Origin of the sequence: Bacillus sp. 204(2023) (assembly GCF_037027505.1) — a bacterium.
GTDB lineage: Bacteria > Bacillota > Bacilli > Bacillales > Bacillaceae > Bacillus > Bacillus subtilis.
In genome coordinates this window covers 139,404-153,592 of sequence record NZ_JAXCHE010000007.1, presented here as the reverse complement: position 1 = coordinate 153,592, position 14,189 = coordinate 139,404, and the positions used below count along the sequence as shown (strand labels likewise).

Sequence of the window (14,189 nt, the reverse complement as noted above, 5' to 3'; positions counted from 1 at the left end):
TCTGATGAGACACTCTCTTTTTATTTGCCCAGCATATTCATTCTGTAAAAATATCAAAAAGTCTCTTAACATATTCAAAAAAATACCGATGTTAAAACTGCAAAAAGAGGAGGAGATAATAAAAGTGAACACACTGGCAAACTGGAAGAAGTTTTTGCTTGTGGCGGTTATCATTTGTTTTTTGGTTCCAATTATGACAAAAGCGGAGATTGCGGAAGCTGATACATCATCAGAATTGATTGTCAGCGAAGCAAAAAATCTGCTTGGATATCAGTATAAATATGGCGGGGAAACGCCGAAAGAGGGTTTCGATCCATCAGGATTGATACAATATGTGTTCAGTAAGGCTGATATTCATCTGCCGAGATCTGTAAACGACCAGTATAAAATCGGAACAGCTGTAAAGCCGGAAAACCTGAAGCCGGGTGATATTTTGTTTTTCAAGAAAGAGGGAAGCACCGGAACTGTTCCGACACATGACGCCCTTTATATCGGAGACGGCCAAATGATTCACAGTACACAGTCAAAAGGGGTTATCATCACCAATTACAAAAAAAGCAGCTATTGGAGCGGAACTTATATTGGGGCGAGACGAATCGCTGCCGATCCGGCAACGGCTGATGTTCCTGTCGTTCAGGAGGCCGAAAAATATATCGGTGTCCCATATGTGTTTGGCGGAAGCACGCCGTCAGAGGGCTTTGATTGTTCGGGGCTTGTGCAATATGTGTTTCAACAGGCACTCGGCATTTATCTGCCGCGATCAGCCGAACAGCAGTGGGCAGTGGGCGAGAAGGTAGCCCCTCAGAACATAAAGCCTGGTGATGTCGTCTATTTCAGCAATACGTATAAAACGGGAATTTCACATGCAGGCATTTATGCGGGCGCAGGCAGGTTCATTCAGGCAAGCCGGTCAGAAAAAGTAACCATTTCCTATTTGTCAGAGGATTACTGGAAATCGAAGATGACGGGTATTCGCCGATTTGACAACCTGACAATCCCGAAAGAAAATCCGATTGTTTCCGAAGCGACGCTTTATGTCGGAGAAGTGCCTTACAAACAGGGCGGAGTAACACCTGAGACAGGATTTGATACAGCTGGATTTGTCCAATATGTATACCAGAAAGCAGCTGGTATTTCCCTGCCTCGATACGCAACAAGCCAGTACAATGCCGGAACTAAGATTGAGAAGGCGGACCTGAAGCCGGGAGACATTGTGTTCTTTCAATCAACAAGCTTAAATCCCTCCATCTATATCGGAAACGGACAAGTTGTTCATGTCACATTATCAAACGGCGTGACCATTACCAATATGAACACGAGCACATATTGGAAGGATAAATACGCAGGAAGTATACGGGTGCAATAAAAGAAAAAGACTCCAATCTCTGGAGTCTTTTCTTTATGCATATTGTCCTGAAAGCAGCTGATCTATAAAGTAGGCCACACCATTTTCGTCATTGCTTTTTGTGACAAAGGTGCTTTTTTCTTTTAATTCATCAATTGCATTTTCCATGGCGATACGGTGTCCGGCGACTTCAAACATGGACAAATCGTTTGGACTATCGCCGATCGCATAGATATCCTGTGTTTCAATTCCGTATATGTCAGCCAGCTTTGTTAACGCGCGTCCTTTTCCTGACGAGGCCGGCAGGATTTCGATAATATGTTTTCCTGAAGAGGTTTGCGCCAGTTTTTTATGATGCTTCAGTTCTTCCTTCGCTTGTTTCAGCTTGTCCATATCAAAGGAGAAGCAAAGAAGCTTATAAATGTTTTCACTCCCGTCAAAAACCGATTCGATATGAGGGATTGGTTTAATGCCAAACTGTTTGAATTGAGTCATGGCTCCCTGCCACAATTCATCCGTCTGCTCGTTTGGGTTTGCGCTCTTTAGAATGTCAAGCTCCGCCTGCAGCTTAGCTTCGCCGTCAAAAGGAGAAAGCAGATGGTCATCTGTATATACCTCAAAGTAAATGTTTTTTGAAAGTAAGTAATCAGCAATCGCTTTACCGGCTTCCTGATCCATTAATGTCCGGCTGATCAAACGGTAACCCGTGTCATGGATCGTGCCGCCATTAGCTGCAATGATAGGGATGTCCAAGTCATTCAGCAGCGCTTTTACATCAAATGTCGCTCTTCCCGTGCAAATGGTGACGAGGATGCCGGCATCAACGGCCCGCTTGATCGCCTCTCTGTTTTCCGCAGAAATGACGCTTTCTTTATTCAGTAATGTTCCGTCTAGATCAATCGCAATACATTTCATATGTAGGGGAACCTCCTTAAAAATGAAGCTGCTTCGTGTAGTATGTTCAGCTTGCCTGTGAAACATAATCCATATAAATTAAGGCTAATCGTTACTTTGATAATTTTCAACAAGGAAATATGTAAAACGGGATGGCGTAATCGCCATCCCGTTCATTATACACCTAAATCGTTTTGCAGCTCTTCTTTAACTTCCTGCAGCTTTTGCTGATTCAATTTGAAATAATAAACTCCGGCAGGTTCATAATCATAACCTGTCAGCTGAATAGACTCAACTGATTTCAATGAAGTGATGAACGGGAACAGGCCGATGGCATCTTTAAGAGATAAGTTCATTTTTAAATTTTGCCCCATCGTATCCACAATATCATCATAAGCCGGAATTGAGCTCAATGATTTTGATTTATCTATAATGGCGCTCAGCACTTCCATTTGTCTTTGCCCGCGTAAAAGGTCACTGTCCGCTTTACGTGTTCTTACGTAAGCGAGCGCTTCTTCCCCATCAAGCGTATGTGTTCCTTTTTGAAGGACGACTTTACCTTTTGTATCTTTTTTGATTTGCTGAATGACTTTATCGCTTTTTACAGTTACTTTGACGCCATTTAACTCGTTTACGACGTCTTCAAAAGCCGTGAAATTGCTTTCTACGACATAATCGACGGGAATATCCAGCATTTCTTCAACTGTTTTCACAGTCAAGTCAACGCCGCCGTAAGCGTGAGCATGTGTGAATTTATCATACCCGTGGCCTGGGATGTTTACATAGGCGTCACGCGGAATGCTCAGCATTTTAGCTGTTTTTTCTTTCCGATTAAATGTAACCAGCACATTCGCGTCACTTCTTGCCTGATCGACGGTCTCGCCGTTTTTCTCCCTGGCATCAATTCCTAAGAGCAATACAGAAAAAGAATCTTTTCCAGGATCAAATTCTTTGATCCGTTTTACAGATTGTTCTCCGCGTGCAAGGCTGACATGAGCTTCTTTAGAAGCATTGTTCAGCTTTACAAAAGCATAGGCGCCGACAGAGCCTGCCGCAATGACTAAAAAAGCCATTAATCCGGCAACGACTTTCACCCATTTTTTTAGTTTTCTTTTTTTCTTTCTGCGCTGTGATCGTTCTTCCATATATCAATACCTCACGTTTCTTTAATATTTGAAGCGTACCATTCTATTTGCCATGGGGCAACTACTCGAAAGACATTTTTCGATAAATATTCCTATATTTATAAGTTCTTGTTTTTGAAAATTGATAACGATGATGTGCTGAATCACCTTATATTGGACGCCACAGCAGGTAAAATGTTTCGGCGACATTGAAAAAAATACAAGTAAATGATTGGAAAACTTATGATCAGCAAAATAAAAAGGTTTAATGGCCGGAAAAAGAGGCTAAAAGATTTCTAAAAAAATCCCACAGACAATGTCATTGCAGCTGATGGAGAAAGGGAGTCATCTTTATGAAAAAGCAGTCAAATATATGGCTTTATTTTTTCGGAGCTCTTGGAGGCGCGTTATATGGCTATGATACCGGAGTGATTTCCGGAGCTATTTTATTTATGAAAAAGGAGTTAGGCTTAAACGCGTTTACAGAAGGTCTTGTTGTCAGCTCCTTGCTGGTTGGGGCGATATTAGGCTCAGGAGCGGCTGGCAAGCTGACTGACCGTTTTGGAAGAAAAAAAGCAATTATGGCGGCCGCGCTGCTGTTTTGTATAGGCGGTCTTGGTGTGGCACTGGCCCCAAATACGGGAGTCATGGTGCTGTTTCGCATCATTTTGGGACTTGCAGTCGGAACATCGACGACAATCGTGCCGCTTTATTTATCTGAACTGGCGCCAAAACATAAACGCGGGGCACTGTCATCACTGAATCAGCTGATGATCACGGTCGGCATCCTTCTATCTTACATTGTCAATTACATATTTGCCGATGCCGAAGCGTGGCGCTGGATGCTTGGATTGGCTGCTGTGCCGTCATTGCTCTTGCTCATTGGCATTTTGTTTATGCCGGAGAGCCCGCGTTGGCTGTTCACGAATGGCGAAGAAAGCAAAGCGAAGAAAATTCTTGAAAAATTGCGTGGCACAAAAGATATTGATCAGGAAATACATGATATAAAAGAAGCGGAAAAGCAGGATGAAGGCGGCCTGAAGGAGCTCTTCGATCCATGGGTGCGCCCAGCGCTTATTGCCGGTTTGGGACTCGCTTTTTTGCAGCAATTTATCGGAACGAATACGATCATCTACTATGCGCCAAAGACCTTTACAAACGTCGGATTCGGAAACTCCGCTTCGATTTTAGGCACGGTCGGAATCGGCACAGTCAATGTTGTCATGACATTAGTAGCGATTAAAATCATCGACAAGATTGGAAGAAAGCCGTTACTGCTATTCGGGAATGCGGGAATGGTGATCAGCTTGATCGTTCTCGCTTTAGTAAATCTCTTTTTCGATAACACTCCGGCTGCCTCATGGACGACCGTCATTTGTTTAGGCGTGTTTATTGTTGTCTTTGCGGTCAGCTGGGGACCGGTTGTCTGGGTGATGCTTCCTGAATTGTTCCCGCTTCACGTCAGAGGGATCGGGACCGGTGTTTCGACCTTAATGTTGCACGTTGGGACACTGATTGTTTCACTAACCTATCCAATATTAATGGAAGCGATCGGAATCAGTTATTTATTCCTGATTTATGCCGCGATCGGTATTATGGCGTTCTTATTTGTCCGATTTAAAGTGACAGAGACAAAGGGAAAAAGCCTTGAAGAAATTGAGCAGGATTTAAGGGACAAAAACGGACAGGGAGGAGCGGCCGGAAAACAGCAGACTGTCGGAACATAAAAAAGGGTGCGCGATCATGCGCATCCTTTTTTATGTTCATTTTCCTACTGTGCCGAAGTTAATGATTTTGAAGGAAATATCGTATGTAAAATCAGCCTCGGAAAATAATTCATCCCAATGTCCTTGTACTTTATTCCAGTAATCAGGGTATTGAATCCGGACGTGGTCTGATAAAAAGACTGGATCGGTTTTATACTCGTGCTGCAGTTTATCCATGACCTTCTTTACATCGCGTTCAAGCTTTTTCTCAAAAATATTCTCCAGCCTGCTTAAATAGCTCTTGCTAAAGGAGTTTTCTTTCGGGTTTTGGTCTTCTGTCAGGATGCCTTTCGTTTTAACAGAAATATGAAATTCTGGCTTTCCGTTTTTTATTACTGGCTTGATTTTCGTTTTCGACTTTTTAATCTCAAACGTAATCGGATGCCCTTTATCTGTCGTCGGCATGACGCCGCCTTTGATCGTCCCCATCACCCAAGAGAGCGTCTGGGTTTCGTCGGCAGACAAAAATCCGACGAGTTTGTTGCTGACTCTTTTGATAATGCCTGCACCGTCATACTTTGCTTTTCCCTTTTGGTTTTTTACGGCTTGAATAAGAAAGCTGTAGTGATTCTGGCAATAAAGAGAAGCTCTTCCGATGCGAAGAGGAACCATTATTTTTCCGTTATACCCGCTGTGATTCGTCAGATCAATCAGCTTTTCAGCAGGCATGGGCTGCTGCTGGTTTGGACTTCCCTCTGTAAACAGATCACCGGCTTTTCCTCTTGCCGCCATTAAATAACTGCTTCGCCTTAATTCGTCATCCCTTATAAAATGGTTGAAGACTTGATCAATGTTTTGATCCCTCATTAGCTTTTCTCCAAGTACGATCACTTTTAAATGGTCGCTATAAACAGGCGGGTCTTTAATGGCTACATCACTAACTGCTTCAAGAACCGTTTTCCCATAGGAGGTTACATTGACAAATTCGGGTTTTCCGGATGTTTGGCTGTTTTCACTTTGTGGAAGAAGGTTTTGATACGTTAATTTATACCGAAGGTCATCTGTCTGATCAATCGCCAGCCCTCTGGCGAAGGATAGTTTTTCAATATTCCTGACATCCCAGCATCCGCAGAGAACCTGCAGCAAGAGAAACATGACTGCGAGTTTTGTTATGGTCTTCATTGAAGCTGATCCCTCCCCAGTTTTTTCTGTATCCAGCTTAAAAACCAGATGAAAAATGGGATTATAATCACAATTAAAAAAGCATATCCGAGAAGTGTTCCGTAATAAAATACGTCATTCAGATTCTTGGGGTATAGCGTTATGAAAAATGTGACAGCCAGCATGGCGGTCAGCAACCAAGCATTGTTTTTATTTTTCAGTTGAAAAATTTCCGTTAATCCGATATGGGCGCCCTTGAAGGATCCGAGCATACAGGCAAATTGCTGAGCTGTCCAGGTCAGCTGTAAAAAGAGATCAAATCGTTCAATAAAAATACCCGGGACCTCTAATGCGTGAATAAGGGAAATGGTCGGCCACGTCACTGTTTTGGCCTCAGCTACAGTCATACAGCCAATCACAATGAACAAAGTAATGCTGTAGAACACTGTGGAGATTGCGATGCCCAAAGCGACAGCCTTTTTCGCTTGCTTTGGATCTTTCATAAATGGGACGAGATAAAAAATAATTTCAAATCCTGAGAAATATAAAAGTGTTTTTGGGAATGAAGATAAAAAACTTTGATAGCCTCCTTCAAAAACAGGCCGGATAAAATCAAGCTGGAATAAGCGAAAGCTGAACATCAGAAGTACCATAAAAATAATAAGCGTTATAGGAAAAATATAAGCGTATACCTTTGCAATTGGATAAACGCCTCCGCCTACATGATAAATGGCAACAGCAAGAAATAGAAACACCACAACTGACATTGGCGTATTTTTCAACTGAAAGAATCCGACGACCTCTCCCAATATTCGAGCTTGATAGCAAACAATTCCAATGAAATAAAGAGAGATAAACAAATTCAATAGAAGGCCAAAGAATTTCCCAGCTGCAATGCTGTTGAGCTTAAAAAGCGTTTTTCCGCTGTTTCTTTGAAGGAAAGGCAAAAAAAGCAGAGCAATGATTATAAAAATTACGCCCTGCAGCAGGATCATAAGCCAACCGCTCGGGCTGTTGGTTTCAGCAGCTGATCGGGGAAGGGTTAAGACACCGGCGCCGATCAGCGTGCTGCTTACCATTATCATCGTCTGCATAAATGTCAGCTTATGCTCTGTTTTTTTCATAGCTAATCACCTTTGTCTTATATTATCTTCAGGATCATTTTGAGTCGGTCTTCTTTTTAAGAACAACGTTGGAATACGGATGATGGTGTCCTTCAAATCCTGTCCAGGCTGTGCCATGATCGGAATGATGTAATCCTGCCCGAAGCTTTTCAGGCGCATTAAGTGGCCGATCACAAACAGGAAAACCATTATGACGCCGTACATGCCAAGCATTGCTGCACTTATCATTGCTGCGATGCGAATAATCCGCAGCGGAAAGTTATAGGCGTATGAAGGAACGGTAAAGGATGCCAGTGCTGTGACAGAAACGACAATGACCATCAGCGCGCTGACAATTTGCGCCTGTACAGCCGCCTGTCCGATGACAACGCCTCCGATAAGGCCGATTGTTTGGCCGATTGGCTTTGGCAGCCTTAAGCCTGCTTCTCTAATCAATTCGATCGTAAAGATCATAATAAAGGCCTCCACAAAAGGCGGGAATGGCACATTAAGCCGGCTGCCTGCAATTGAAATCGCCATTCTCGTCGGCAAGAGCCCGGTGTGAAAAGAAACGAGAGAAATATACAGACCCGGCAAATAAATGGTGATCAGGATGCTGGAATAACGAAGCAGGCGTACAAGTGACATTGCAATCCAGCGCTGGCTGTAATCATCGGGCGAATGAATAAATTCGTCAACCGTAGCCGGCACAATCAAAGCAAATGGCGTGCCATCTACTAATATGGATACTCGTCCTTCTAATAGAGCACTTTCGACCCGATCTGGCCGTTCTGTGCTTAATATCGTGGGGAAAATCGAGTATGGTTCATCTTCAATCAGCTGTTCAAGTGTCCCCGATTCCGGCAAATCATCTATTTTGACTGATTTCAGCCTTTTAAACACTTCTTTGACGACATACTCTGGGGCGATATCCTGAATATAAGCGACAGCGATTTTCTTTTTCGTCCTTTTTCCGAGTGTCATTTCCTTTATAACGAGATTAGGATCACCAGTCCGTTCACGCAAAAGCGCCGTATTTGTCCGCAGTTTTTCAATAAATCCTATTTTCGGACCGCGTTCAACAATTTCGGAAGACGGCTCTTCAAAACTGCGCGTTTTTACTGACAATGTGTCAAAAGCCAATCCTCCGCAATAGCCATCAGCGAGTAAAACGGCGTGCCCGGTAAAAATGAGCTGTTCTATTTCTTTCATTGTAGAGACAACGCTGTGGTGAAAGCCGAAAAAAAAGGCGGATAAGTCTTCAATCGAGCATTCCTTATGGGCTAACGCCTCTTTTTGTAAAGGAGAAATGACGTATTGCGCCAGCATTTTATTCTCTGTCAGACCGTCAATATACAGTAAACACGCCTTTTTTCTGCTATCTCCGAAAGCAAATGTATAAAACATTATATCGTCGTTTTGTCCCAATGTTTTTTTCAGTGTGTCTAAATTGTTCTGGAGATCAGAGTCGATTTGCATAGTTTCTCTCCTTCGTAAACAGATTGACGGTTTTTATTAATTTGTATCAAAAAAGGAGAATTATTCTTATCAAGGAAAAGGCTGAAACAAAGCTTCTTTTCGACGTGATATAATAGATAGGAAGCGTTTTCTTTGAAGGGGTAATGAAAAGATGATGCTTTGTACATATGTTGTCATCGAAAAAAGACAGCTTATACGGGCGTTTGTAAGAGGGGCGCACCGGGAAAATGATGATCAGTTATTTACAGGGGAGGGGTACGGATCATGACGCAATCACCGATTTTTCTAACGCCTGTGTTTAAAGAAAAAATCTGGGGCGGAACCGCTTTACGAGATAGATTTGGATACAGTATTCCTTCAGAATCAACGGGGGAATGCTGGGTCATTTCCGCTCATCCAAAAGGACCGAGCACTGTTTCAAATGGCCTGTATAAAGGAAAGACATTGATCGAGCTTTGGGAAGAGCACCGTGAAGTATTCGGCGGCGTAGAGGGGGATCGGTTTCCGCTTCTGACAAAGCTGCTGGATGTGAGGGAAGATACGTCTATTAAAGTTCACCCTGATGATTACTATGCCGGAGAATACGAAGAGGGTGAGCTCGGCAAGACGGAATGCTGGTACATTATCGACTGTGAGGAAAACGCGGAAATCATTTATGGGCATACGGCCCGATCAAAAACCGAACTTGTCACAATGATCAACAGCGGTGACTGGGAGGGCCTGCTGCGAAGAATCAAAATTAAACCAGGTGATTTCTATTATGTGCCGAGCGGAACGCTGCATGCATTGTGCAAGGGGGCCCTTGTTTTAGAGACTCAGCAAAATTCAGATGCCACATACCGGGTGTACGATTATGACCGTCTTGATAGCAACGGAAGTCCGAGAGAGCTTCATTTTGCCAAAGCGGTCAATGCCGCCACGGTTCCCCATGTGGACGGGTATATTGATGAATCGACCGAATCAAGAAAAGGAATAACCATTAAAACGTTTGTCCAAGGGGAATATTTTTCGGTGTATAAATGGGACATCAATGGCGAAGCTGAAATGGCTCAGGATGAATCCTTTCTGATTTGCAGCGTGATAGAAGGAAGCGGTTTGCTCATGTATGAGAGCGAAACATGTCCGCTCAAAAAAGGCGATCACTTTATTTTGCCGGCTCAAATGCCCGATTTTACGATAAAAGGAACTTGTACCCTTATCGTGTCACATATTTAAACTTAATCTCACTTCGAGATTAAGTTTTTTTTATTAGAAAATGGAAGTGATTCACCTATAAATGAAGCATGCGCGTGCCGATAAATAAACTAGTTTTATATACTCATAGAATAAGAAAGAGGAGAAGGAATGAAAAAGAGACTAATCGCACCTATGCTTCTATCCACCGCGTCCCTTGCCTTTTTTGCCATGTCTGGTTCTGTCCAGGCAGCCGCGTATACCGACTACTCACTATATAAAGTAGCGCCGTCGAATACGTTCAGTACAGAAAGCCAAGCCTCACAAGCTGTCGCCAAACTGGAAAAAGATACTGGCTGGGATGCATCCTATCAGGCTTCAGGCACAACAACGACCTACCAAATTTCCGCCTCAGGCATTCATAGCGAATCAGAAGCGAAAACAATACTGAGCGGACTCGCCAAACAGACATCAATTACAGGAACGTCAAGTCCTGTTGGAAGCAAACAGCCATATGTCACCATCTCGTCAGGTGCCATCTCCGGAGAAAAACAGGCCAACACTATGCTAGCAAAGCTGAAACAGGAGACGGGAGTGGCTGGCGCTGTAAAAGCTTACGGAGCAGCTCAGCCCTATATGAACGTCATGACATCAGACATTGCTGATGAGACAAAAGTCAAGGCGCTTATCCAGAGCCTGGCCAAGCAAACGGGGATTAAAAGCTCGTATCAGCCCATCACACACACGGTGTCTGTCACAACCATTCAGTCTGGCACAATCGTGGGAGACAGCAGAGCAGCGCAGATCAAAAACGCCTTCCAAAAGGAATCTGGGCTGCAGGCATCATTAAAGGAAACAGTGAAAGGACAAGCCTATTATACGTTCACAACTGCCGCCATTTCAGGTGAAGCGAATGCCAAGACTCTATTGCAGCAGCTGAAACAGAGCACTGGCATCACAGGTAGCTACAAGTCCATCAATCAAAAAACAACCGTTGAGTCATACAATGTCCAATCAGCTTATTTCAAAGGGCTGAATACAGTAAAGGACGCCATCAGCCAAATCAAGAAAAACACCGGCGTATCCGGCAGTTATCAACAGGTTGGAAAAAGTACATCATATACCGTGAATATGAAGGGGATAACAAAACAGCAGCTTCAAAAAGTAGACACTTTCTTTAAAAAGAAAAAATGGCATTACACGTCATCCAGCGTCAAAAAAACGGCAACGTCTGCAGCTTATCAAATCACGACGGCAAAGATTTTAGGCGAGCAGCAAGCAAACAAAGCAGCAGCTTTCTTTGCTCAGAAAAAAGTAAAAGCTTCAAAAACAGCAGCTGGATCAACAGTAGAAAATCAATATCAGCTCATCTCAGAAGAAACATCAGATCAAGCAAAAGTCACAAAGGGTTTGAACATATTAAAGAAAAATCAGCTGAGTGCTTCTGCGAAATCCGTCAAAAAACAAATAGCTGACACGTTTAAAATCACAACCGAATCTCTGCTTGATCCAACGAAAGTCAATCAGGCACTCACGTTTTTCAAATCGAATCATATATCAGCAGCAAGCCAGAAAACCGGACAGACAGCTGCGAGCAGCTATCAAATCACAACTGAAGCTATCATCAGCCAAGAAGAGATTGACCGCGTTTTAACATTTTTCAAACAAAATAAAATCGCAGTCACAACATCAAAAACAGGCCAGACTGCATATACACAATACAAAATCGTGACAACACAGCTCAGCAGCAAAACAGCATTGAACAATGGGTTAACCTATCTTAAATCGAAAAGTGTAACCCCGAGCTACACAACGAAAAGCAATACGCTTTATAAAATCAGCGTAAACGAGCAGTTCACAGGCAATGATACAGCTGCTGCGGCATCAACAAGGTTAAAACAATTATACGGATGGACATCTTCTATCGTGAAGATCAAAAACGGCCCGCAAATCATGAAAACAAATTACAATCTCTCGCTTCGTGATATGGTCCAAAAACAAATGACAGTAAGTCCGCAAACAGACGGAGCGGCTTACGTATCGCTCACGTACATTAATACAGCAACATCAACCGTTACGGCTGATGTACTAAATATCCGGTCAACGCCGGAAGTCAGCCCGACAAACGTGATCGGCCAATTTAAAAAAGGCGATAAAGTGAAAATCATCGGACAGATAAACGGCTGGGCTAAGATCAATTTGGGCTGGCGAAACGCAAGCAGTGATGAAGTAGTTCAATACGTGGATCCAAATAACTTTACCAGAGACAGCAAATACTACTTCCAATTTCTCAAGCTGTCACAGACAGCGGGCCTCAGCGTTACTGAGGTCAATCAGAAAGTGCTTGCGGGTAAAGGCATCCTGACAGGGAGAGCAAAGGCATTTATCGATGCCGCCAATCAATATAGCATCAACGAACTGTATTTAATCTCACACGCTCTTCTTGAAACAGGAAACGGGACATCCGCCTTGGCCAATGGATTAACCTATAACGGAAAAATCGTATACAACATGTATGGAATTGGAGCATACGACAGCAATCCGAATTACTACGGAGCCAAATATGCGTACGAACAGGGCTGGTTCACACCAGAAGCGGCCATTATCGGCGGAGCTAAATTCATAGGCTCATCGTATATCCACAACACAGCTTACAATCAGGACACACTGTACAAAATGAGATGGTCAGCTACAGCGACACATCAATACGCAACAGACATCGGCTGGGCGTACAAACAAGTAAACCGCATGTACAGCCTGTATTCATTGCTGGACGGCTATACACTTTACTTTGATGTTCCGGAATATCGATAAAAAACTTAGAAAGTCGCAAATAGGCTGTAGCTATTTAATAGCCACAGCCTATTTGTTTATCACACCTCAATCTTGTCCGCAACAATCATAAAAATACTCATTCTTGAAGCATTTGAGATGGCTGCATCATCGGGTCTGATTTTTGTACTCCCTTTCATAAAACCTATTTCAAGCACATTTGATTTTTCTCCGCCGGCAAAATACCAGGATCCCATTCGGATATCCTTTTGTTTTAAGCGGAAATCTCCTTCTATCGATTGATGCAGTAAACTAATATAGCGTTCATTTAATGTGACTTGCAAGTTTCCATCTGCATTGATAGTAATATTTCGGACTAAATTTGATGTGTAAGATGGTAAATAACCTGAAGTCGGAACCATCCATTTTTTGTTTTGAGCATTATACTCTAAAATGAAGGTTTGAATAAATGGTTGAAATCTTTCCGGAGGTGTATCTTGGTGCCCCACGGTTTTTAATAAAGGGGATCGAAGCATAGGTACATGATTCATGAAGTTTTCATAAGAATGGTATGCATAAATTCTGCTTATACGATTTCCTTCTTTTCCACTTGTAATTCCCACCATTAATGATTTTGCCCCAGTTTCAGGATTGGTGTACATACAGATCCCTTCCGGTTCACGGAAGTTATTCTCATATCTAGTGGACAAGTCTTTGCCAACAGTAATTTCTTTTTGCAGCACTATTTTATTATCGGAATCAAATACAGTTATGAGATTCGGATAGCTTTTGCTGTTTGTATCTCCTGTATACCAATATAAATAACCGTCATCTAAAAAGAAACCTTGTAAATAATGAAGTTCGTCAGGAATGTTAATAGTATAAAGAGGATTGTTTTTATTTGCTATTGCATCGTCCAGGTTAAAGATTGTCACCCACTGTTTATTATTATTATTTTTTGTATCGTATTGTCTAATTGCCAACTGTCTATTCTTCATATCAAGAGCAGGTGTAACCCTATGATCGAAAGGCATATTCGAGAATCGCTGAAGTTCTTTAGAATTTTCATCTAAAGTCGCGCCTGCTTTATATGGGAAACAAACTAATTCACTTTTATCTGTTTCGTTTGGTTTATCGTATAGTGACCAAATATAAATGGTGCCATTACGGTTTTCAATTCCTATATTTGTACCATGACCTCCATGTTTCAACAGCATGCTGTCTAATTGTAAACCTTCAAGAGATAAACGAGTTATGCGATAGCTTTGGGTGTTGTCTTTTCCTAATCCACTTGCGACTTGTGTTGTATAAATTTGGTGGTTTTTCTCATCGAAATTGAATGATTGAAGTACGGTTTTGTCTGCTACACGTAGTTCAGTAAATAATTTTGGCGTGATGTTGGTGAAATCAAACAGTTCTTTTCTTCTCATAA

At 42.5% G+C, this 14,189-nt stretch carries 10 protein-coding genes; 4 read left to right on the top strand and 6 right to left on the bottom strand.

The genetic code is table 11. The features are described 5' to 3' along the window. Window positions 1-124 precede the first annotated feature (124 nt). Window positions 125-1,366, top strand: a complete 1,242-nt coding sequence (gene pgdS / locus WA279_RS15130; RefSeq protein WP_217000233.1) for a C40 family peptidase — start codon at window positions 125-127, stop codon at window positions 1,364-1,366. Between the two features lie 33 nt (window positions 1,367-1,399). On the opposite strand, the gene ywtE is transcribed toward pgdS, so the two are convergent. Beyond that, window positions 1,400-2,260 carry a 5-amino-6-(5-phospho-D-ribitylamino)uracil phosphatase YwtE gene (gene ywtE, locus WA279_RS15125; protein ID WP_251188352.1) on the bottom strand — a complete coding sequence of 287 codons (861 nt, stop codon included), beginning with the start codon at window positions 2,258-2,260 and terminating at the stop codon, window positions 1,400-1,402. Window positions 2,261-2,415: 155 nt separating this feature from the next. Further along, entirely contained in the window at window positions 2,416-3,384 is a 969-nt protein-coding gene (tagT, locus tag WA279_RS15120; RefSeq protein WP_014478157.1) for a polyisoprenyl-teichoic acid--peptidoglycan teichoic acid transferase TagT, read from the bottom strand. A gap of 332 nt (window positions 3,385-3,716) precedes the next feature. On the opposite strand from tagT, the gene WA279_RS15115 reads away from it, so the two are divergent. Beyond that, entirely contained in the window at window positions 3,717-5,090 is a 1,374-nt protein-coding gene (locus WA279_RS15115) for a sugar porter family MFS transporter (protein WP_038429742.1), read from the top strand. A 36-nt stretch (window positions 5,091-5,126) separates the two neighbouring features. On the opposite strand, the gene WA279_RS15110 is transcribed toward WA279_RS15115, so the two are convergent. The 3 genes from WA279_RS15110 to gerBA are packed head-to-tail and all read right to left on the bottom strand — an operon-like array spanning window position 5,127 to window position 8,812. Beyond that, window positions 5,127-6,251 (bottom strand): Ger(x)C family spore germination protein, encoded by a 1,125-nt coding sequence (locus WA279_RS15110; RefSeq protein ID WP_327828466.1) that lies wholly within the window; start codon window positions 6,249-6,251, stop codon window positions 5,127-5,129. Beyond that, entirely contained in the window at window positions 6,248-7,354 is a 1,107-nt protein-coding gene (locus tag WA279_RS15105; protein WP_336155877.1) for a spore germination protein, read from the bottom strand. Before WA279_RS15105 ends, WA279_RS15110 begins: the two co-directional genes overlap by 4 nt. A 6-nt stretch (window positions 7,355-7,360) precedes the next feature. Beyond that, entirely contained in the window at window positions 7,361-8,812 is a 1,452-nt protein-coding gene (gene gerBA, locus WA279_RS15100; protein WP_336155875.1) for a spore germination protein GerBA, read from the bottom strand. Between the two features lie 264 nt (window positions 8,813-9,076). Here gerBA and manA point away from each other — a divergent pair, with 264 nt between their 5' ends. Both manA and lytD read left to right on the top strand, forming a co-directional pair. Further along, window positions 9,077-10,027: a mannose-6-phosphate isomerase, class I gene (gene manA / locus WA279_RS15095; protein ID WP_336155873.1), complete on the top strand. Its 951-nt coding sequence runs from the start codon at window positions 9,077-9,079 to the stop codon at window positions 10,025-10,027. A gap of 129 nt (window positions 10,028-10,156) precedes the next feature. Further along, the gene (gene lytD / locus WA279_RS15090) at window positions 10,157-12,799 is read left to right on the top strand and encodes a beta-N-acetylglucosaminidase LytD (RefSeq protein WP_336155872.1); all 2,643 of its coding nucleotides are present in this window, start codon (window positions 10,157-10,159) and stop codon (window positions 12,797-12,799) included. Window positions 12,800-12,858: 59 nt separating this feature from the next. Here lytD and WA279_RS15085 read toward each other — a convergent pair whose 3' ends face one another. Next, window positions 12,859-14,187, bottom strand: coding sequence for a phage baseplate protein (locus WA279_RS15085; protein ID WP_276354165.1), 1,329 nt, complete (start codon window positions 14,185-14,187; stop codon window positions 12,859-12,861). Window positions 14,188-14,189: the final 2 nt, after the last annotated feature.

Excerpts from the sequence above, each read along its gene's own strand:
- ywtE (WP_251188352.1), bottom strand. The coding sequence starts at position 2,260 with ATGAAATGTATTGCGATTGATCTAGACGGAACATTACTGAATAAAGAA.
- tagT (WP_014478157.1), bottom strand. The coding sequence starts at position 3,384 with ATGGAAGAACGATCACAGCGCAGAAAGAAAAAAAGAAAACTAAAAAAA.
- WA279_RS15115 (WP_038429742.1), top strand. The coding sequence starts at position 3,717 with ATGAAAAAGCAGTCAAATATATGGCTTTATTTTTTCGGAGCTCTTGGA.
- WA279_RS15110 (WP_327828466.1), bottom strand. The coding sequence starts at position 6,251 with ATGAAGACCATAACAAAACTCGCAGTCATGTTTCTCTTGCTGCAGGTT.
- WA279_RS15105 (WP_336155877.1), bottom strand. The coding sequence starts at position 7,354 with ATGAAAAAAACAGAGCATAAGCTGACATTTATGCAGACGATGATAATG.
- gerBA (WP_336155875.1), bottom strand. The coding sequence starts at position 8,812 with ATGCAAATCGACTCTGATCTCCAGAACAATTTAGACACACTGAAAAAA.
- manA (WP_336155873.1), top strand. The coding sequence starts at position 9,077 with ATGACGCAATCACCGATTTTTCTAACGCCTGTGTTTAAAGAAAAAATC.
- lytD (WP_336155872.1), top strand. The coding sequence starts at position 10,157 with ATGAAAAAGAGACTAATCGCACCTATGCTTCTATCCACCGCGTCCCTT.
- WA279_RS15085 (WP_276354165.1), bottom strand. The coding sequence starts at position 14,187 with ATGAGAAGAAAAGAACTGTTTGATTTCACCAACATCACGCCAAAATTA.